Source organism: Thalassobaculum sp. (genome assembly GCF_040219215.1).
GTDB lineage: Bacteria > Pseudomonadota > Alphaproteobacteria > Thalassobaculales > Thalassobaculaceae > Thalassobaculum_A.
On sequence record NZ_JAVJSX010000007.1, the window covers coordinates 138714 to 160273 of the forward strand.

14 protein-coding genes are annotated in these 21560 nt (G+C 67.9%); 9 read left to right on the forward strand and 5 right to left on the reverse strand.

The window, feature by feature from the left end:
* Nucleotides 1–12: 12 nt before the first annotated feature.
* Together RIC54_RS04230 and trpS are read right to left on the reverse strand one after the other, a co-directional pair.
* The gene (locus tag RIC54_RS04230; protein ID WP_350098292.1) at nt 13–1203 is read right to left on the reverse strand and encodes a glycosyltransferase family 4 protein; all 1191 of its coding nucleotides are present in this window, start codon (nt 1201–1203) and stop codon (nt 13–15) included.
* Nucleotides 1204–1217: 14 nt separating this feature from the next.
* Nucleotides 1218–2222 carry a tryptophan--tRNA ligase gene (gene trpS, locus RIC54_RS04235; protein ID WP_350098293.1) on the reverse strand — a complete coding sequence of 335 codons (1005 nt, stop codon included), beginning with the start codon at nt 2220–2222 and terminating at the stop codon, nt 1218–1220.
* Between the two features lie 132 nt (nt 2223–2354).
* Between trpS and RIC54_RS04240 the strand changes: the two genes are divergently transcribed.
* A complete protein-coding gene (locus RIC54_RS04240) occupies nt 2355–3182 on the forward strand; it encodes a SpoIIE family protein phosphatase (protein ID WP_350098294.1) in 828 nt (275 codons plus the stop codon).
* A gap of 3 nt (nt 3183–3185) precedes the next feature.
* Here the strand turns inward: RIC54_RS04240 and murJ are convergent, their stop codons facing one another.
* Both murJ and RIC54_RS04250 read right to left on the reverse strand, forming a co-directional pair.
* Entirely contained in the window at nt 3186–4733 is a 1548-nt protein-coding gene (gene murJ / locus RIC54_RS04245) for a murein biosynthesis integral membrane protein MurJ (RefSeq protein WP_350098295.1), read from the reverse strand.
* A gap of 68 nt (nt 4734–4801) precedes the next feature.
* Entirely contained in the window at nt 4802–7639 is a 2838-nt protein-coding gene (locus RIC54_RS04250; RefSeq protein ID WP_350150579.1) for a [protein-PII] uridylyltransferase, read from the reverse strand.
* Between the two features lie 156 nt (nt 7640–7795).
* On the opposite strand from RIC54_RS04250, the gene RIC54_RS04255 reads away from it, so the two are divergent.
* Nucleotides 7796–8974 carry an NAD(P)/FAD-dependent oxidoreductase gene (locus RIC54_RS04255; RefSeq protein ID WP_350098297.1) on the forward strand — a complete coding sequence of 393 codons (1179 nt, stop codon included), beginning with the start codon at nt 7796–7798 and terminating at the stop codon, nt 8972–8974.
* A gap of 99 nt (nt 8975–9073) precedes the next feature.
* Here the strand turns inward: RIC54_RS04255 and mutS are convergent, their stop codons facing one another.
* Entirely contained in the window at nt 9074–11701 is a 2628-nt protein-coding gene (gene mutS, locus RIC54_RS04260; protein WP_350098298.1) for a DNA mismatch repair protein MutS, read from the reverse strand.
* Nucleotides 11702–11968: 267 nt separating this feature from the next.
* Between mutS and RIC54_RS04265 the strand changes: the two genes are divergently transcribed.
* From RIC54_RS04265 to phoU, 7 genes are all read left to right on the forward strand, one after another.
* Complete coding sequence (locus RIC54_RS04265) at nt 11969–14233, forward strand: NADP-dependent malic enzyme (RefSeq protein ID WP_350098299.1); 2265 nt, start codon at nt 11969–11971, stop codon at nt 14231–14233.
* A 56-nt stretch (nt 14234–14289) separates the two neighbouring features.
* Nucleotides 14290–15801: an ATP-binding protein gene (locus tag RIC54_RS04270; protein WP_350098300.1), complete on the forward strand. Its 1512-nt coding sequence runs from the start codon at nt 14290–14292 to the stop codon at nt 15799–15801.
* 165 nt (nt 15802–15966) lie between these two features.
* On the forward strand, nt 15967–17004 hold the full coding sequence (locus RIC54_RS04275) for a PstS family phosphate ABC transporter substrate-binding protein (RefSeq protein WP_350098301.1): 1038 nt from the start codon (nt 15967–15969) through the stop codon (nt 17002–17004).
* Nucleotides 17005–17209: 205 nt separating this feature from the next.
* Complete coding sequence (pstC, locus tag RIC54_RS04280) at nt 17210–18592, forward strand: phosphate ABC transporter permease subunit PstC (protein ID WP_350098302.1); 1383 nt, start codon at nt 17210–17212, stop codon at nt 18590–18592.
* The gene (gene pstA / locus RIC54_RS04285; protein ID WP_350098303.1) at nt 18585–19919 is read left to right on the forward strand and encodes a phosphate ABC transporter permease PstA; all 1335 of its coding nucleotides are present in this window, start codon (nt 18585–18587) and stop codon (nt 19917–19919) included. Before pstC ends, pstA begins: the two co-directional genes overlap by 8 nt.
* An 11-nt stretch (nt 19920–19930) precedes the next feature.
* Nucleotides 19931–20788 (forward strand): phosphate ABC transporter ATP-binding protein PstB, encoded by an 858-nt coding sequence (pstB, locus tag RIC54_RS04290; protein ID WP_502990166.1) that lies wholly within the window; start codon nt 19931–19933, stop codon nt 20786–20788.
* Between the two features lie 38 nt (nt 20789–20826).
* The gene (gene phoU / locus RIC54_RS04295) at nt 20827–21555 is read left to right on the forward strand and encodes a phosphate signaling complex protein PhoU (RefSeq protein WP_350098305.1); all 729 of its coding nucleotides are present in this window, start codon (nt 20827–20829) and stop codon (nt 21553–21555) included.
* The last annotated feature ends 5 nt before the right edge of the window (nt 21556–21560 follow it).

Genomic DNA, 21560 nt, shown 5'->3' on the forward strand with positions numbered 1-21560 from the left:
GCAAGAATTGTTTCACCACAGACGCTTGTGTCCGGATTGGTGGCGCGCCGCCCGGGGTTCGACAAGCCGTTGTTCGTAGAGCTCGATCAGTGATTCCCGCACCGCTGTCAGGCTGAATCGCTGCTCCACCCGCGAACGAGCCGCCGTTCCCATGGCGCGTCGACCCTCCGTGTTGCGGGCCAGATCCGCAATCGCGCTGGCCAGCGCCGGCGGATCGTGCGGCGGCACCAGCAGGCCGGTGACTCCCGGGTCCACCGCCTCGCGGCAGCCGGGCACGTCGGTGGCAACGGCCGGCCGGCCGCAGGCCGCGGCTTCCAGGACGCTCATGCCCAGCCCCTCGCGGTATGACGGCAGGACGGCGATGTGCGCCTGTCGCCACACCGCCGCAACGTCGTCGGTCTGCCCGCTCCAGTCGATTGCGCCCTCCGCCGCCCAGGCGCGCAGGCGGGTCTCCGGGATGGCCGTGGGGCTCTCCGGGTCCGGCGCTCCCACCAGACGGACCCGCACGGGTGACCCTCGGTCGCGCAGCAGACGCGCCGCGGCCAGCAGATCAGCGAGACCCTTCTCCTCCAGCATGCGTCCGACAAAGGCAACGACCGTCGGTCCGTCCGGCTCCGGCGTCGCGACAAACCGGTCAAGGTCCACGCCCGTGCCGGGCATCACCACGACGGAGCCGGCCGGTCTGCCGGAGAGGCGCGCGACCGCCGAACGATCATCGGCGTTCAGCACCATCGGCGTGACCGCCGCCGGCCCGAGCACCCGGCGCAGCAGGAGCGAGACCCCCGGCCGCAGAAGCCGGGCCTTCAGGGAGGTGCCGGTGAACACATGGCCGAGCCCCGGAAGCCAGGCCAGCCGGACCGGTATTCCGGCGCGTTCGGCCGCCAGGGTTCCGTACAGCACCGGCTTGAGGGCAACGCACTGGACCAGGTCGGGCGACAGGGTGCGGCACAGGGCCGTCAGTTCGGATATCGCGCGCAGATCGGCCAGCGGGTCGAGGCCGGTACGGTCAAGCCGGATCAGCGGGTGGACCTGGATGCCGGCATCCCGGATTGCGGCCGCGGCCGCCGGGCCACGCCGGCCGCATCGGGCCGCCAGATGCACTTCGGCTCCGGCGTCGACCAGCGCCGTGGCCAGCGGCAGATAGTGCAGCCGGAAGAACCAGTCCTCGGCGACGATCCACAGCAGACGCCTGCCGGCCAGCATCCGCCGGGCCAGCGTCAGGGTCGCAGGAACCCGACGATGTCGTAGACTTCCTCAAGAATCGGCCGGGCGATCTCGCTGGCCCGCTCGCCGCCGCGGCGCAGGATCGCGTCGATCGTGGCCGGGTCGTTCGACAGCCGCTGCATCTCGCTGCCGATCGGCCCCATGACCGACACCGCAACCTCGGCCAGGGTCTTCTTGAAGTCACCGAAGCCGCGCCCGCCGAACTCGGCCAGTACCTGTTCCGGAGTCTGGGACGCCAGCGCCGCGTAGATCCCGATCAGATTTCGCGCCTCCGGCCGCTCGTCCAGGCCCGCCATCTCGCTCGGCAGCGGCTCCGGATCGGTCTTGGCCTTGCGGATCTTCTGTGCGATCGCGTCGGCATCGTCGGTCATGTTGATCCGCGACATGTCGGACGGGTCGGACTTGCTCATCTTCTTGGTGCCGTCGCGCAGGCTCATCACCCGAGTCGCGGTGCCGAAGATCTGCGGTTCCGGCAACGGAAAGAAATCGACCCCGAACATCGAGTTGAAGGCCTGGGCGATGTCGCGGGTCAACTCCAGGTGCTGCTTCTGGTCGTCGCCGACCGGCACGTAGGTTGCCTTGTAGGCCAGAATGTCGGCTGCCATCAGATTCGGATACACGAACAGCCCGACCGTCGCGTTGTCGCGGTCCTTGCCGGCCTTCTCCTTGAACTGGGTCATGCGGCCGAGCCAGCCGACCCGGGCCACGCAGTTGAACACCCACGCCAGCATGGCGTGCTCGCGCACCGCGGACTGGTTGAACAGAATGCAGTCGTCCGGATCGACGCCACCGGCGATCATGCCGGCCGCGACCTCGCGGGTCGCCTGCCGCAGCGCCACCGGGTCCTGAGGCACGGTGATGGCATGCTGGTCAACCACGCAGAAGATGCACTCGTAGCTCTTCTCGCGCTGCAGAAGCGCCCAGTTCCGGATCGCCCCGAGATAGTTGCCGAGGGTCAGGTCGCCCGAAGGCTGAATGCCGGAAAAGATGCGTCTCATCGTCATACTCGCGATACGCGTGGTTGCTATGATGCCGCCGGGGCGGGTCCGGGTTTATCTCCGCCCCGGCGGCCGGAATCAAGCGTGTCGCAATGCACAGAACCATCCAGGCCCATCAGGAGATCGAAAACCATGCTGACCGTGCTCGATCAGGCGAACGACCCCGGCAAGGGCCGGGATTCCGAGGATCGGGTCGGGCACCGCATGGACGAGGGCATCGCCTGGGTACTGGACGGCGCCACCGATGTCTGCGCGACCCGGCTGTTTCCGAACGCGCCGAGCGACGCCTTCTGGTTCGCCGATGCCGCCGACGAATTGCTCCGGGGTCTGCCCAAGGGCGCTGCCACCGATGTGGTCGGCGCTTTGATTGACGGCTTGCGGGAACGGGTCGAGCGGCGTACCGGCCGAGCCATTGTCGACATCCCGCCCGGCGACATGCCAAGCGCCGCCCTGACCTGGATCTGCCTCAATCCGCAATCGGAACAATTCACTCTGGCATCCTATCCGGACTGCACCACAATCGTGCTGCCGCCGACCGGAGCCGGCTTCGCAGTCGAGCGGGAAGCGCCGCTGCTCGATGAACAGGCGCAGGCACGGGCGCTCATCGGTGCCGGCGCCGATATCCCGGCAATGTTGCGGGCACAGCGCGCCCTGATGAACCGCCCGGACGGCTATCCGGTGCTGAGCGTGCATCGTCAGGCCGTACCGCGGCTGGATATCCGTCAGGTCACGGCGCCGCCGGGAACGCGCGTCCTGCTGTGCACCGACGGATTCTTTCGCCTGACGGACATGTATGCGCTGTACACCGCCGACGCGCTCATCCGGGCCGCGCTCGACGGCGGATTGAGCCGATTGATCGAGCGATTGCGCAGCTTCGAGGCCGACGCCGGCGAGAATGTCCGTTTCGGCCGGTTCAAGACCTCCGACGACGCCGCGGCGCTGTTGCTTCAGGTCACCTGAGCGTCAACCGCCTCGACGCAGGGCGGCCTTCAACTCGGCCGGACGTGCCGCGCCGAACAGCATGCAGGACGCCGCATAGACCGCGATGCCGGCGCCGATCACCGCCGCCAGAGCCACAGCTCCGGACACCGTCCCGGCGGTCAGCCAAGGCTCCAGGCCGCGCGCCGAGGCCCAAACCGCCGCCGCCATCACGAGCACCGCCGCGGCGATCCGCAGGGCCCGGTCGCGCAGCCGCCGATCCGGCCGGAAATGCCCGCGCCGGGCCAGCATCCACGCCAGCAAACCGGCGTTCAGCCAGGCGGCCAGGGTGGTGGCCAGCGCGATCCCCACATGGGCGAACAACGGCATCAGGACCAGATTGAAAGCGAGGTTCGCCACCACCCCGACGATCGCGATCTTGACCGGCGTCGCGGTGTCGCGGCGCGAGAAAAAGCCCGGCTGGAACGCCTTGATCAGCACGAACGCCGGCAGGCCGGCGGCGAACGCCGCCATGGCGGCGGCCGTCGCGTCGCTGTCGCTCGCGCTGAAGCGCCCGCGCTCGAACAGCACCGCGGTCAGCGGGTCGGCGATCACCGCCAGGGCGGCGGCAGCGGGCAGGGTCAGCAGCAGGCCCATCTCGATCGCCCGGTTCTGGGTGTTTCCGGCTTCTGTTTCGTTCCCGGACCGAAGTTGCCGTGCCAGGATCGGCAACAGCGCCGTGCCAATCGCCACGCCGACCACCCCCAGCGGCAGTTGAACCACCCGGTCGGCATAATACAGGAACGACACCGACCCCGCCGGCAACAGCGACGCCAGCATCACGTCGATCAGCAGATTGACCTGCACCACCCCGGCGCCGAGCGCCGCCGGCAGCATCAGCTTCAGCAGCCGGCGCACCTCCGGGGTCAGCCGCGGCCACCGGAACCGCGGCAGCGCTCCCGCCCTTCGGCACGCTTCGGCCAGGAACAGCGCCTGCGCGACCCCGGCCAGCGAGACGCCCCAGGCCAGGGCGTGGCCCGGGGTCGGAGTCCGATCGGCCACCAGGACCAGAGCGGCGATGAGGATCAGGTTCAGCAGGATCGGCGCCGCTGCCATCGCCCAGAACTTGTCCAGGCTGTTCAGGATGCCGCCCCACAGGGCGACCAGCGAGATCAGCGGCAGATACGGGAAGGTGATGCGGGTCAACTCCACCGCCAGCTCGAAGCGCTGCGGATCGTCCGCAAAGCCGGGTGCCAGCACCAGCATCGCCCACGGCATGAAGATCTCGACCACCAGCAGGAACGCTACCAATCCGGCCAGCAGGACCGCCTGAACCTCCGACGCGAAGGCCAGAGCAACCTTGCGGCCGTCGGCCTCCAGCGAACCGGCGAACATCGGCACGAACGCGACGGTCAGGGCACCCTCGCCGGTCAGCCGGCGAAAGAAGTTCGGCAGCTTGAACGCCACGAAGAACGCGTCGGCAACCGGCCCGGCCCCCAGGATCGCGGCGATCAGGATGTCGCGCACGAACCCGGTGACCCGGCTGACCAGAGTGAAGCCGCCGACGGTGGCGATGGCGCGGACAAGGGACATGGGATCGAGGATCTACGCGATTCGGGAGCGGTCGGATAGCGCTGGATAGCGGCGAAACCTGGGCGCGGTCACGCCGCCTTCTTGGCGTCCGCCGCACCAAGGGCCTTCATCAGGGCCTGCCGGATGTCCTCCAGCTTGGACTTGCTGTCGACCTTAAGGCCGAACACGTCCTTCAGATAGAACACGTCGACGAACCGCTCGCCATAGGTTGAGATCGACGCCGAATGGATCTGCACGCCGACTCCGGCCAGCGCCCGGGTCATGCGCCACAGCACACCGGGCTCGTCGCGGCCGTTCACCTCGACCACCGTGTGGGTGACGCTCGCCTTGTTGTCGATCAGCACGCGCGGCGGGATCTTCAGGGCCCGGGTACGCCCGCCAAGAGTCGGCTTGCGCGCCTCCAGCGCCTTGTCGACCCGCAAGGTACCGCTGAGCGCCCGTTCGATTGCCGAGACCAGCTTTGCGATCCGGTCGGGCCGGTCGAACGCCACCCGGTCTTCGTCCTGGATCAGGAAGGTATCGAGAGCCATGCCGTTGGACAGGGTGAATATCCGCGCGTCGACGACATTCGCGCCGGTGGCCGCCATGGCACCGGAAATCCGCGAGAACAGCCCCGGATGGTCGGTGGCATACACTGTCACCTCGGTGACGGCGCGGGCCGCATCGATCCGGGTGTCGACCGCCAGATGCGCGTTGTCGCGGTTGGCCTCGCGAACCAGACGCGCCTGACGGGCATGGGTCTCGGTATCGAACGCAAGCCAGTAGGCCGGGTAGCCCAGCGCGGTGTGCGCCTCGACTTCGCTTTCGCTCCAGTCCGGCAGGGCGTCGGCCAGCCGGCGCTTGGCGGCTTCGATCCGGGTGGCCGTACCGCGCCGCGCCGAGTCCCCCGACAGCGCTTCCTCGGCCCGGTAGTAGAGGTCGCGCAGCAGCTGCGCCTTCCAGCCGTTCCAGACGTGCGGGCCGACGCCGCGGATGTCGGCCACCGTCAGGACCAGCAGCAGGCGCAGGCGCTCCGGCGACTGCACGATCTGGATGAAGTCCTCGACCGTCTTGGGATCGTTCACGTCGCGCTTGAAAGCGGTGTTCGACATCAGCAGGTGCCAGCGCACCAGCCAGGCGACCGTGTCGGTCTCCTCGTCGGTCATCCCGAGCCGTGGGCACAGCCGGCGCGCCACCCGCTCGCCCAGGATCGAGTGATCGCCGCCGCGGCCCTTGGCGATGTCGTGCAGGAACATCGCCACATAGAGCGCCCGGCGCGACAGCACCTTGTGCACCACTTCGGTGGCGATAGGCGCAATCTCCTTCAGCTCCCCGGCCTCGATGGCGTGCAGCACCGACAGGCAGACCAGGGTGTGCTCGTCGACGGTGTACAGGTGGTACATGTCGAACTGCATCTGCGCGACCACGCGGCCGAAATCCGGCACGAACTTGCCCAGAACCCGGGCCTCGCTCATCCGCCGCAGCGTCGGCGCCGGATTCTTGCGCCCCGCCAGAATCTCGACGAACAGCGCGTTGGCCGCAGGATCCTTGCGCAGGTCGGCGTCGATCCGATGCAGGTTCTGGGTGATCAGCCGCAAGGCGTGCGGATGCACCATGGCGCTGCGGGTCAGCGCCTCGTGGAACAGGCGGATGATGTTCACCGGATCGCGGGCGAAGGCCTCGTCGTCGAGAACCGTGATCCGGTCCGACTCGATCTTGAAGTCGCCGAACCGCTCCTCGACCATCAACCGGGCCAGCCGGACCCAGGGCCGGCGGCGCTTGTGCTGGGCCTCGATCGCAGCACAGAAGATCCGGGTCAGGTCGCCGACGGTCTTGGCGGTCAGGTAGTAGTGCTTCATGAAGCGCTCGACCGCGACCGCACCGGCGTGGTCGGTGTAGCCGAGGCGCTCGGCGATCACCGGCTGCATCTCGAAGGTCAGCCGCTCCTCCGGCCGCCCGGCCAGGTAATGCAGGTGGCAGCGGATCGTCCACAGCAGCTTCTGCGCCTTGGCGAAACGCCGCGCCTCGCCGAGCGTCAGGACGCCCCGGTCGACGAGCCGGATCACCTCGTCGACCCGGTACACGTACTTGCCGATCCAGAAAAGGGTGTGCAGGTCGCGCAGCCCGCCCTTGCCGGCCTTGACGTTCGGCTCGACGACATAACGCGAATCGCCCAGCCGCCGGTGCCGGTCGTCGGACTCCTGGAGCTTGGCTTCCACGAAACCCAGCGGCGAACCGGAAGCGATGTCCTTGTAGAACATCTGGCGCAACTCGTCGTAGAGATCGGCGTCGCCCCACAGGAAGCGTGACTCCAGAAGCGACGTCCGGATCGTGACGTCGGCCTTGGCCTGGCGGATGCAGTCGTCGCAGGACCGTGTCGCGTGGCCAACCTTCAGACCCAGGTCCCAGAGCATGTACAGCAGATACTCGACGATCTGCTCGCCGCGCGGCGTCTGCTTGTAGGGTCGCAGGAACAGCAGATCGACATCGGACTGCGGCGCCATCTCGCTGCGCCCGTAGCCGCCGACCGCGGCGATGGCGATGCGCTCCGAGGTGGTCGGGTTGGTCGCCGGGAACTCGTGGTCGGCCGCCAGTTTCGCAGCCGCCCCGATCAACTGGTCCATCAGCCAGGCGTTCTGGCGAACGCAGGCCGCGCCGTCGTTGCTGGCCTCGAATCGCCGACGGACCTCGGCGCTGCCGTCGGCCAGCGCCTCCTTGAGGCAGGCCAGCACCTCGGCGCGTCGTTCGACCGCGTCGCCGTCGCCCCGTGCGATCGCTTCGATGGCGACGGTAAGGGCCGCGACGTCACAGATCGCCTTCGAGTTCGGAACGCGTTTGCGGACGACGCCGAGACCGTCGAGATCGACGGGTCCGATATCGGCTTCGCTCGGCTCGTCCGTCCCAGGCGCCAGTTCGATCGCGGCCATGTCTCCTCCGGCGATTCGGTTCGCGGAGCATAGGGCCACAGCGGGTCGCCGTCACGCGAACAGGCGGTCGGCGGCTGCCACGGCGGCGCTTGCGGCGGCCGGGCAAATCCCCGAGGCTCCACCCTTTCAGAGGACGCAAACCGAGTGCGGGCGGACATGACCAAGGCAGACGTGGTGATCGTGGGCGGCGGGGCGGTCGGCTCGTCCGCCGCCTATTTTCTGGCTGCCGAAACCGGCTTCGGCGGCAGCGTCGTGGTGGTCGAGCGCGACCCGACCTACGCCCGCGCATCCACGCCGCTGTCGGTCGGCGGAATCCGCCAGCAGTTCTCGATCCGCGAGAACGTCGAGATCGGACTGTTCGCCCGGGACTTCATCGGCCGGATCGGCGACCTGCTGGCGGTAGACGGCGAGGCGCCGGATGTCGGTTTCGTCGAGGGCGGCTACCTGTTCTTGGCTTCGGAGGAGGGCCGGGCGGTCCTGGCCGAGAACCACCGTGTCCAGACCGATGCCGGTGCCGCGATAACCTGGCTGGAGCCGGACGCGCTGGCACAGCGCTTTGCCTGGATGAACGTCGACGGGCTGGCCGCCGGCACCCTGGGCGAGCGCGGCGAGGGCTGGATCGACCCGAACACCCTGCTGCAGGCCCTGAAGCGCAAGGCCCGCTCCCTCGGTGCCGAGTATCGGACCGACGAGGTGGTCGGCATCGAACGAGGCGACACCGGCGTGAAGGCGGTGCGTTTAGCCTCCGGGGATCGGATCGAATGCGGAACGGTAGTCATCGCCGCCGGCGCCGGGTCCGGCGCGGTCGCGCGGCTGGCCGGGGTGGAACTGCCGGTCGGGCCACGCATCCGCACGGTCTACCAGATCGCCTGCCGCGAACCCCTGTCCCCGCGCCTGCCGCTGACCATCGATGCCAGCGGAGTCTATGTGCGGCCCGAGGGTGCGGGCTATCTGTGCGGCGTCTCGCCCCCTGAGGACCAGGATCCCGAGACCTGGGAGATCGAGGTCGACTGGCGCTGGTTCGAGGAGACCGTCTGGCCGGCATTGGCGCACCGGATCCCGGCGTTCGAGGCAATCAAGCTGACCGGCGCCTGGGCCGGTCCATACGACTATAACGCCCTCGACCAGAACGCCGTGATCGGCCGACACCCGAAGATCGGCAACCTGCTGTTCGCCACCGGCTTCTCCGGCCACGGCCTGCAGCAGAGCCCGGCCGCCGGGCGGGCCATCATGGAACTTATCGCTCATGGCTGCTTCCGCAGCATCGACCTAACTCGTTTTGGAATCGAACGAATACTCGAAGGCCGCCCGCTGAAGGAGAAGAACGTGGTGTGAGGGCGAGCATCAGCCGGAGGCGGCGCAGCGACGGTCGGTCACGCCTCGGCGAGATTCTGGCGTTGTTCGATCAGCTGCTATGAAGGCCCCAGACGTCGTTCATCGATCCGGCAGCTTGGCCTTCAGCGCGTACAGGGTTTCCAGCGCCTGCCGAGGCGTCAGTTCGTCCGGGTTGACCGCGCCGAGCGCCTCTTCCACCGGGCTCTGACCCGCGGGCCCGGCCGCCTTGGATACTGGCCGGGCGGCCGAGAACAGCGGCAGGTCATCCATCAGGTCGCGGGCCGCCGGTCCCTGCTCGCCGCTCTCCAGCCGGTGTAGGACTTCTTCGGCACGGGCCACCACCGCCGCCGGCAGCCCGGCGAGCTTCGCGACATGGATGCCGTACGAGCGGTCGGCGGCGCCGGCAATCACCTCGTGCAGGAACACCACGTCGCCCTTCCACTCCTTGACCGCCATGGTGCGGCACGACAGCGCGTTCAGGCGATCGGCCAGTGCCGTCAACTCGTGATAATGGGTGGCGAACAGCGCCCGGCAGCGGTTGCTCTCGTGCAGGCTCTCCACGGTCGCCCAGGCGATCGACAACCCGTCATACGTGGCCGTTCCCCGGCCGATCTCGTCCAGGATCACCAGCGCCCGCGGCCCCGCCAGGTTCAGGATCGCCGCGGTCTCGACCATCTCGACCATGAAGGTGGAGCGGCCGCGCGCCAGATCGTCGGCCGCCCCGACCCGGCTGAACAGCCGGTCGACCACCCCGATGCTGGCCCGCGTGCACGGCACATAGCTGCCGGTCTGCGCCAGCACCGCGATCAGGGCGTTCTGGCGCAGGAAGGTCGACTTGCCGGCCATGTTCGGCCCGGTCACCAGCCAGACCCGGTCCTCCGGGGCGAGCCGGCAGTCGTTGGCGACGAAGGCCGACGGCCCCTCCGGCAGGGTTGCTTCGACGACCGGGTGGCGGCCGGCCTCGATCTCGAAGCCGAAGCCATCGTCGACGGCCGGGCGGCACCAGTCGCGGCTTGCCGCCAGCTCTGCCAGCGCCGCCGACACGTCCAATCGGGCCAACGCCGCCGCCGCCACGCCGATCGGCCCGGCCTGCTCCAGCACCGCCGCCACCAGGGTACGGAACACCTCCTGCTCCAGAGCCAGCGCCTTGTCGGCGGCGGTTGACACCTCACGCTCCAGCTCACCGAGTTCGACGGTGGAAAACCGCACCGCGTTCGCCATGGTCTGGCGGTGGATGAAGCCGTCGCGTCCCATCAGCTTGTCGGCATGGGCAGCCGTTACCTCAACGAAATAACCGAGCACATTGTTGTGCTTGACCTTCAGCGAGGCCACCCCGCTCTCACCGGCATAGCGCGCCTGCAGGGCGGCGATCAGACGGCGGCTTTCATCGCGCAGCGCCCGCAGACGGTCGAGCTCCGGCTCATAGCCGGCTGCCACGAGCCCGCCGTCGCGGGCCAGAAGCGGCAGGTCCGCCGCCAAAGCGCGGCCAAGCGTTGCGACCAGGGCCTCGTGCTCGCCGAGGTCCTCCAGCGCCTCCGCCACCGCATCGGGCGGCGGCGTCAACACTTCGGAGCCGGCGACCGCGGCGCGTACCGCGGTGGTCTCAGCCAACGCATCGCGGATCGCGGCGAGATCCCTCGGCCCGCCGCGCTCCAGCGCCAGGCGCGACAGCGCCCGGTCGACATCCGGAATCCGGCGCAGGATGTCACGAAGATCGTTCCGAGACCGCGACGACTTCACGAAGAAGGTTACCGCGTCCAGCCGTCGGTCGATCGCCACAGGATCGGTCAACGGCGCGGAAAGACGGGCGGCAAGCAGACGGGCGCCGGCGCCGGTGACCGTGCGGTCGAGCACTGCCAGCAGGCTTCCCTTGCGTTCGCCGGTCAGCGTGCGGGTCAGTTCGAGGTTGCGGCGGGTGGCGGCGTCAATCTCCATCAGCCCGCCCGGGCTCCAGCGCCGCAGCGCGCCAAGCCGCGGCAGCTTGCCTTTCTGGGTGAGTTCCAGATAGTCGACCAGCGCGCCGGCCGCCCCCAGTTCCGCCCGGCTGAACGCGCCGAACCCATCGAGCACCGAAACGCCATACAACGCCTCGAGCCGACGCCGGCCGTTCTCGCTGTCGAACCGGCTGCCCGGCAGCGCCGCCGCCACCGGCCGCCAATCGGTCAGCGCCGGTTGGTCCTGCAGGCGTTCAGGAAGCAGCAGTTCCGCCGGTCCCAGACGGGCCAGCGCCGCTTCAAGGCCGCGTCCGTCGACCGGCTGGGCCTGGAAATCGCCGGTCGACATGTCGACCCAGGCAAGGCCGAGCGCCCCGCCGGCCTCCGCCAGGGCCGCCAGGTAGTTGTTGCGCCGGGCGTCGAGCAGGCTGTCTTCGGTCAGGGTGCCGGGCGTGACGATGCGCACGACCGCGCGCCGGACCACCGACTTGCCGCCGCGTTTCTTGGCTTCCGCCGGATCCTCGGTCTGCTCGCACACCGCCACCCGGTGGCCCTGGCGGATCAGCCGGGCGAGATAGCCTTCGGCGGCGTGGTGCGGCACCCCGCACATGGGAATCGGCTCGCCCTGGTGCTGGCCCCGGCGGGTCAGGGTGATGTCCAGCGCCTGGGCCGCCACCACCGCGTCCTCGAAGAACATCTCGTAGAAGTCGCCCATCCGATAGAACAGCAGGCAATCCGGGTGCTCCTGCTTGACCTGGAAGAACTGCGTGAGCATCGGGCTGAGCCCGGACATCGCCGCGTCGGCGTCATCGGTACGCCCCCCTCCGGCATCGGATTGGGCAGGATCTGTCTTGAGGGCGCGATCGTTCACAGTCGGCACGGCATCGTCGGGTGGAACGGGGCCGGCACCCTACCATGCCGATCCGGACGATCACCATCGCGCGGGATGACACTTTTCGTGTGGGCTGGTGGCCGCTACGGTTAATGCAGAGGCGCGCAACGACGCCGCGAGGGAACGTCGCCCGATCCGGTCCGGATCGGGCCGACCGCAAGGAGCGACATGGACAACGACAAGAGCACGATGGCCCGCGATGCCCTGCTGTTTCACTCCAGCGGACGGCCCGGCAAGATCGAGATCACCCCGACCAAGCCGTTGACGACGCAGCGCGAGCTGTCGCTTGCATACTCGCCCGGTGTGGCGGTTCCGTGCCTGGAGATCGAGAAGGATCCGGCCAAGGCCTACGACTACACCAGCCGCGGCAACCTGGTCGCGGTGATCTCCAACGGGACCGCGGTGCTGGGCCTCGGCGACATCGGCGCCCTGGCCTCCAAGCCGGTCATGGAAGGCAAGGCGGTGCTGTTCAAGCGCTTCGCCGACGTCGACGGCCTGGACCTGGAGGTCGACACCCGCGACGTCGACGAGTTCGTCAACTGCGTGCGCTTCCTGGGCCAGACTTTCGGCGGCATCAACCTGGAAGACATCAAGGCGCCGGAGTGCTTCATCATCGAGCAGCGGCTGAAGGAGCTGCTGGACATCCCGGTGTTCCACGACGACCAGCACGGCACGGCGATCATTGCCGCCGCCGGCCTGATCAACGCCCTGCAGCTGACCGGGCGCGACCTGCGCGAGAGCAAGCTGGTGGTGAACGGCGCCGGGGCGGCGGCCATCGCCTGCATCGAGCTGCTGAAGGCCATGGGCATGCCCCATGACCATGTCATCATGTGCGATACCCGCGGGGTCATCTACCAGGGCCGCGAGCAGGGCATGAACCAGTGGAAGTCGGCGCACGCCGCCGTCACCGACAGGCGCACCCTGGCGGAGGCGCTGGAAGGCGCCGACGTGTTCTTCGGCCTGTCGGCCAAGGGGGCGGTCACGACCGACATGGTGAAGTCCATGGGGCCGCAGCCGATCATCTTCGCCATGGCCAATCCGGATCCGGAGATCACCCCGGAGGACGTGATGTCGGTGCGCGACGACGCGATCATCGCCACCGGCCGCTCCGACTACCCGAACCAGGTCAACAACGTCCTGGGCTTCCCCTACATCTTCCGCGGTGCGCTCGACGTTCGGGCGTCGGAGATCAACGAGGCGATGAAGATCGCGGCGGCCAATGCGCTCGCCGAACTCGCCCGCCAGGACGTGCCGGACGAGGTCGACGCCGCCTACTCCGGCCGTCGGCTGCATTACGGACGCGAGTACATCATCCCGGCGCCGTTCGACCCCCGGCTGATCGTCCATGTCTCGGCGGCAGTCGCGCAGGCCGCCATGGACACCGGCGTCGCCCGCAAGCCGATCGAGGACATGGATGCCTACCGCGCCTCGCTCAGCGGGCGGCTCGACCCATCCGCCGCCAGCCTGCAGATGATCCTCGACACCATCCGCAAGACTCCGCAACGCGTTGTGTTCGCGGAAGGCGAGGAAGAAAAGACCATCCGCGCCGCCGTTGCCTTCGCCGGCGGCGGCTATGGCATCCCGATCCTGATCGGCCGCGAGGAGCGGATCCGCGACAAGATCGTCGAGATGGGCATCGTCGGCGCCGAGCAGCTGGAGATTCACAACGCCCGGCTGTCCCGCTTCAATCAAAAGTACATAGAGTTCCTGTACAACCGTCTGCAACGGAAGGGCGCGCTGCAACGGGATTGCCAGCGAATGGTCAACCAGGACCGCAATGTCTTCGCCGCCTGCATGGTGGCGACCGGCGACGCCGACGCGATGGTCACCGGCCTGACCCGGAGCTTCGGCGTCGCCATCGACGACATCACGCGCGTCATCGACGAGCGTCCGAACGAGTTGCTGATGGCGCTGACCATGGTGATCGTGCGCGGACGAACCGTGTTCATCGCCGACACCAACGTGCACGAACTGCCCACCCCCGAGCAGTTGGCCGACATCGCCTGCCAGGCGGCCGCCAAGGCCCGGACCTTCGGGCACGAGCCGCGGGTGGCGCTGCTGTCGTTCTCGAACTTCGGCAACCCGATGCGCGAGAAGGCCATGCGGATCCGCTCGGCGGTCGACGTCCTGGACTCGCGGGAGGTCGACTTCGAGTACGACGGCGAAATGTCGGCCGACGTGGCGCTCGATCCGGAGGTGCGCAAGCTGTACCCGTTCTGCCGCCTGACCGGGCCGGCCAACGTGCTGGTGATGCCGGCGCTGCATTCGGCCAACATCTCGTACAAGCTGCTGCAACGTTTCGCCGGCGGTTCGGTTATCGGACCGATCATCATGGGCCTGGAGAAACCGGTCCAGATCGTCCAGATGGGGGCCGCCGTGTCCGATATCGTGAACGCCGCCGCCATCGCCGCCCATGAGGCGATCATCGCCTGATTGCCACCGCCGGTGACATCGGCGACGGGCGGTCAGGCACGGAATTGGGGAGGCCCATGACCGAAGACCGTTCGACGCCGGTGTTTCCGGGCGACGGCCACGGCGACAGTCCGCGACCCGTCGGCATCCCGGTACGGATGGCCGCGGCCCGCGCCACTGCCATTCTGATGGTACCGACCGCAGTCGTACTGCTCGGTCTGGTCGCAACCGGCTGGTTGGAACGCTGGCACGGGCTGGCGGCGATCGCGGCGATCGCGATCGCGACCTTCCTGCTGGTGCGCCGTCACTATGCCGATCTGGCCGTGTTGCGCCGGCATCTGGAAGAGCGTTCCGCGGCGGACAATCCGTGGACCGCCATGGCCGACCGCCGTGGCGCGCTCAGTTCGGTCGGCGAAGTCGGGCCGGTGGGCGAACTCATGCTGGCGCTCGAGCGTGCCGACCGCCACACCCTCGAGTGGGTCGAGCGAAGCCGCCAGCACTCGGAGTCCCGCGAACTGGTCATCGAGTCGATTCCCGATCCTCTGCTGCTGATCGACCCGCGCAGCCGGGTCGCCCTGGCCAACCGCGAGGCGCGCCGGCAGTTCGGACAGCAGATCGTCGGCCGGGACCTGAGCACCGTGATCCGCCATCCCGGAATCCTGGCCACCGTGCGGCGGGTGCTTGCCGGGGAGCCGGGCGGCGACGTCGAGATCGCACTCGCCGCTCCGGTCGAGCGGGTGTTCAACGTGCGCATCGAGGCGCTGATGGAACCGGAGCCGGAGGACGCATCGGCGCTGATGCTGTTCGTCGACCTGTCGGCCATCCGCCGGACCGAGCAGATGCGGGTCGATTTCGTCGCCAACGTCAGCCACGAACTGCGCACCCCGCTGTCCACCCTGCTCGGGTTCATCGAGACGCTGCAGGGGCCGGCCCGCGACGATGCCGAGGCTCGCGACCGCTTCCTGGAGATCATGAAGGTCCAGGGCAACCGGATGAGCCGGCTGGTCCAGGACCTGCTGTCGCTGTCGCGGATCGAGATCAGCGAACACAAACCGCCGTCGGAGCGGGTTGACCTGGAACCGATGCTGAACAGCGTGAAGGCCACGCTCGATCTGGAAGCGCGACGCAAGGACATGCGGGTCGGCCTGGAGGTCGACGCCACCCTGCCCCAGGTGGTCGGCGCCGCCGACGAGCTGACCCAGGTGGTGCAGAACCTGCTCGACAACGCCATCAAGTACGGCAAACCGGGAACCGAGATAACGGTGGCGGCCCGCCGGGCCGACCGGGTGCCCGCCAGCTATCCCGGCGGACCGTCCGGCAAGGCCGTGGCGATCGCCGTGCGCGACCGCGGCGACGGCATTCCGGCCGAGCACATCCCGCGTCTGACCGAACGGTTCTACCGGGTCGACGCCGCCCGCTCGCGCGACCTCGGCGGGACCGGCCTGGGTCTGGCGATCGTCAAGCACATCGTCAGCCGCCACCGCGGCACCCTCACCATCCAATCGACACCGGGCGAGGGTAGCGTGTTCACCGTCTACGTGCCGGTCGGCGAGCCGACGTCGCCGTCGCGGGACGCGACCGCCGCGTAGGGATTCCACGGTGCCCGACCCGATCGTCCGGGCCGTCATAAAACTTTCATCGATCTGACTTAAATTCTTTGTGGCCTGGCCGGTAAACGTCCGCCTGCCAGAGCGGACCAGCTGGGGTCCCGTGGCGCACCCTGAACCTCCCAAGCGAGAGACTGGAGGACCCACATGACGTCTTCTTTCGGTAAAGTGGCTGCGATCGCTGCCCTTGGCGTTATCGCGATGGCCGCGCAGGCCGAGGCACGCGATCAGATCCGCATCGTCGGGTCGTCCACCGTGTTTCCGTTCGCCACCGTCGTCGCCGAGAACTTCGGCAAGGCGACGAGCTACAAGACTCCGGTGATCGAATCGACCGGCTCCGGCGGCGGCCTGAAGCTGTTCTGCCAAGGTGTCGGCACCGAGCATCCGGACATCACCAACTCGTCGCGTCGGATCAAGAAGTCCGAAGTCGAGCTGTGCGCCAGCAATGGCGTGGCCGAGATCACCGAGATCAAGGTCGGCTTCGACGGGATCGTGCTCGCCAACTCCAAGAAGGCGAAGCACTACGAACTGACCCGTGAGCAGATCTTCCTGGCGCTGGCCAAGGAAATCCCGGTCGACGGCAAGCTGGTCGCCAACCCCTATACGAAGTGGTCGCAGATCGACAAGTCCCTGCCGGACGAGCCGATCGAAGTGCTCGGCCCGCCGCCGACGTCCGGTACCCGCGACGCGTTCGTGGAGCTGGTCATGGAGCACGCCGCCGAGAACATCGCGTTCCTGAAGGACCTGAAGAAGTCCGACAGCAAGAAGTTCAAGCAGGTCTACGGCTCGATGCGCGAAGACGGCAAGTTCATCGAAGCGGGCGAGAACGACAACCTGATCGTCCAGAAGCTCGAAGCCAACCCGGCCGCGCTCGGCATCTTCGGCTTCTCGTTCCTTGACCAGAACGCCGACAAGATCCAGGGCTCGACCGTCGAGGGCAACAACCCGACCTTCGAGAAGATCGCCGACGGCGCCTATCCGGTCTCGCGCTCGCTGTTCTTCTACGTGAAGAACGCCCACGTCGGTGTCATCCCGGGCATCCAGGAGTACGTGGCCGAGTTCACCAGCACCAAGGCTGCCGGGCAGGAAGGTTACCTGACCGACAAGGGTCTGATCCCGCTGCCGGAAGCCGACCGCAAGAAGTATGAATCAGCCGGCGCCAACCTGACCAAGCTGGTGCTCTGATCGCTGAACGGATTGCCGGCGGCCGGGAAACCGGCCGCCGGAGCCGTTTCGGACCCTGACGACCAACAGCCTCTCGACGCCGCGTCATTCGCTTCTTCAAGTTTTATTTTTGACATTAGACGCCGTGCCAACGACCTGACACCGCAGGTCACGCCGATCCGGACCAATGCCATCCCCGATCGGGGGCATCGAGTGGGGAGCCGTTATGCAGACCATGATCGTGATCCTCGCCCTCACCGGGCTGGCGCTGATCGGCTACATGACGGGTCGCGGCCGCTCGCTGGTGCTGGCGCGCGGCATCACCCCGCTGCATTCCCTGCCGAGCTACCACGGGCTGTACGTGGCGTTCTGGGTCGCCATTCCGGCGTTGCTGGTACTGGTCCTCTGGCTGGTGATCGAGCCGCGGGTCATCGAATGGATCGTGCTGGGCGCCCTGCCCTCCGGCACGCTGGACGGCCTGGCCGCGGACCGTGTGGGCCTGCTGCTGAACGACATCCGCAACACCGCGTCGGGCAACATCGCGAGCCAGAAGGACAATCCGGTCATCGAGGCCGCGGCCGCGCAGCTCAACAGCCTGCGGGCCATCGGCTTCGTGCTCATGGCCGTGAGCTGTGCCATCGCCGGCACCGGCGGACTGGTTCTGGCACAGCGCCGGATCGCCCCCGGCCTGCGCGCCCGGAACTCGGTCGAGCGGATCATTCACATCATCCTGATCCTGTCGTCGATGATCGCCATCCTGACCACCCTCGGCATCGTGCTGTCGCTGGTGTTCGAGAGCTGGCGGTTCTTCACCAAGGTGCCGGTCTGGGACTTCCTGTTCGGACTGGACTGGAGCCCGCAGACCGCGCTGCGCGCCGACCAGGTCGGCTCGTCGGGCGCGTTCGGCGCGGTGCCGCTGATCGCCGGCACCATGCTCATCACCTTCATTGCCATGATGGTCGCCGCGCCGGTCGGTCTGATGTCGGCGATCTACATGGCCGAGTATGCCGACCCGCGGTTCCGCGCGATCGCCAAGCCGATGCTGGAGATCCTGGCCGGCATCCCGACCGTGGTCTACGGCTTCTTCGCCGCCCTGACCGTCGCCCCGGCGATCCGCGGCTGGGGCGAGGCCATCGGCCTCAGCGTCTCGTCGGAGAGCGCGCTGGCGGCCGGCGTGGTCATGGGCATCATGATCATTCCGTTCGTGTCATCGCTGTCCGACGACGTGATCAACGCGGTACCGCAGTCGCTGCGCGATGGTTCCTACGCGCTGGGGGCCACCCGCTCCGAAACCATCACCAGCGTGATCATTCCGGCCGCCCTCCCGGGTATCGTCGGCGCCATCCTGCTGGCGGTCAGCCGGGCGATCGGCGAGACCATGATCGTGGTCATGGCAGCCGGACTGGCGGCGAACCTGACGATCAACCCGCTCGAGGCGGTCACCACCGTCACCGTGCAGATCGTCACCCTGCTGGTCGGCGACCAGGAGTTCGACAGCGCCAAGACCCTGTCGGCCTTCGCGCTCGGCCTGATGCTGTTCGTCATCACCCTCGCTCTCAACGTGATCGCGCTCGGCGTGGTCCGGAAGTATCGGGAAAAATATGACTGACGCCGCCATTCCCACCCCGGAGGCCACGCCACCGGAGGCTTCGCCGATCCGACGGCCGGTGCTGTCCGGTCCGCATCTGCGCCGCCGCTACGCCGCCGAGCGCCGGTTCCGGCTGTACGGGCTGGCCAGCATCGCGGTCGCCGGATTGATGCTCCTGCTGCTGGTCGGCAGCATCTGGCAGAAAGGCCACTCGGCATTCTGGCAGACCTATGTCCAGATCACGGTCACCTTCGCCGAGGGTGTGCTCAACCCCGACGGCGGTCCGGTCGACCGTCACGAGCTTGAACGCGCCGACTACCTGTCGCTGGTCCGCGATTCGCTCAAGGAGCAGTTCCCGGAGGCGGCCGGTGACCGGCGCCTGCGTCGGCAGCTCTATGGAATCGTATCGACCAACGCCGATTTCGCACTGCGCCGCATGGTGCTCGACGACCCCTCGCTGGTCGGCCAGCGCCGCGCGGTGTGGGTCAAGCTTTCCGACGACCTCGACAGCCTTGCCAAGGGCCACATCCGGCGCGACGTGGTGGAGGCGGACCGCCGCGTCTCGGACACCGAACTCGGGTGGTATGACGCCCTCGACAAGGCCGGGCGGATCGAATCCCGCTTCAACATCGACCTGTTCACCTCCGGCGACAGCCGGGAGCCGGTCGAAGCCGGCATCTACGGCGCCCTGGTCGGCTCGATCCTGACGATGACCGTAACCCTGCTGGTGTCGTTCCCGATCGGTGTGATGGCCGCGGTCTATCTGGAGGAGTTCGCCCCCCGCAACCGCCTGACCGACGTGATCGAGGTCAACATCAACAACCTCGCCGCCGTGCCGTCGATCGTGTTCGGCCTACTCGGATTGGCGGTGTTCCTGAACTTCTTCGGCCTGCCGCGCTCGGCGCCGCTGGTCGGTGGCCTGGTGCTGGCGCTCATGACCCTGCCGACCATCATCATCGCCAGCCGCTCGGCACTGAAGGCGGTGCCGCCGTCGATCCGCGAGGCGGCCTTCGGCCTTGGCGCATCCCCGCTGCAGGTGGTCACCCACCACGTCCTGCCGCTGGCGATGCCCGGCATCCTGACCGGCACCATCATCGGCATGGCGCAGGCGCTCGGCGAGACCGCGCCGCTGTTGATGATCGGCATGGTGGCGTTCATCGTCGACATTCCGCAGGGCTTCACCGATCCGTCGACGGTCCTGCCGGTGCAGATCTATCTGTGGGCGGACAGCCCGGAGCGGGCCTTCGTCGAACGGACGTCGGCAGCGATCCTGGTGCTGCTCGGGTTCCTTGTGCTCATGAACGCGGTCGCGGTGTTGTTGCGCAAGCGTTTCGAACGTCGCTGGTAAGGGAGACCATGATGTCCAACACGAACCAGGCGACAGCGGCGGCTCCAGCCGCCACGCCAGTCGCCCCGACCGGTGATCCAAGCGGCGGTGATCCGCGTCCGGCGACCGCGGCGGCGGTAAAGATCAAGGCCCGCGACGTCAACGTCTACTACGGCGACAAGCACGCGCTGAAGCACGTCGACCTCGACATCAACGAGAACGAGGTCACGGCCCTGATCGGACCGTCCGGCTGCGGCAAGTCGACGTTCCTGCGCTGCCTGAACCGCATGAACGACGTCATCGACTCCTGCCGCGTGATCGGTGACATCACGCTCGACGAGGCCGACATCTACGATCCGGCCCTGGATGTGGTCCAGCTGCGGGCCCGCGTCGGCATGGTGTTCCAGAAGCCGAACCCGTTTCCGAAGTCGATCTACGACAACGTGGATTACGGCCCGCGAATCCACGGTCTGGCCCACAACAAGGGCGATATCGACGACATCGTGCGCCAGAGCCTGGAGCGGGCCGGATTGCTGAAGGAGGTGCACGACCGCCTCGACCAGCCCGGCACCGGCCTGTCCGGCGGACAGCAGCAGCGCCTGTGCATCGCCCGGGCGATTGCGGTGAACCCGGAAGTCATCCTGATGGACGAGCCCTGCTCGGCCTTGGATCCGATCGCCACCGCCCGGATCGAGGAGCTGATCGACGAGCTGCGCGAGAACTTCACCATCGTGATCGTCACTCACTCCATGCAGCAGGCCGCCCGGGTGTCGCAGCGCACCGCGTTCTTCCACCTGGGCGACCTGGTGGAGGTCGGCAACACCGAGCAGATCTTCACCAACCCCAAGGACAGCCGCACGCAGGGCTACATCACCGGCCGCTTCGGCTGAGCCGGCTGCCCCACGTCGCGCAAGCAAGGACGCAAACCATGGCTGATCAACACATCGTCCGGCAGTTCGACGAGGAACTGGACGAGATGCGCGCGGTCATCGCGCAGATGGGCGGGCTGGTCGAACAGCAGATGGCGAACGCCATCGCCGCCCTCGGCCGACGCGACGACGCGCTGGCCAGGCGCTGCCAGGAAGCCGACGCCGAGATCGACGCCATGGAGGACAAGATCGAGGCATTGACGTTGCGCATGCTGGCGCTGCGGCAGCCGGTGGCGCTCGACCTGCGGGCGATCCTCGCCGCCCTGAAGATCGCCCACGATTTGGAGCGGATGGGCGACTACGCGACCAACGTCGCCAAGCGCGCCTCGGCGCTGGCCCAGCTGCCGGAGGTCGGACCGATCAACGGCATCGTGCGGATGGGCCGCCTGACCCACTCGGTGATCAAGGACGTCCTGGACTCCTACTCCGAGCCGAACGTCGACAAGGCGGTGGCGGCCTGGAACCGGGACCAGGAAATCGACCAGATGTACACCAGCCTGTTCCGCGAGCTGCTGACCTACATGATGGAGGATCCGCGCAACATCACGCCGTGCGCGCACCTGCTGTTCGTCGCCAAGAACATCGAGCGGATCGGCGACCACGCCACCAACATCGCCGAGACCGTCTATTTCCAGGAGATGGGCACGCGCCTAGAGGGGCTGCGGCCCAAAGGCGACCGCACCAGCTACGCGGTCGTCGAGCCGCCCGAGCCCGATGCGGCACCTTGATGACG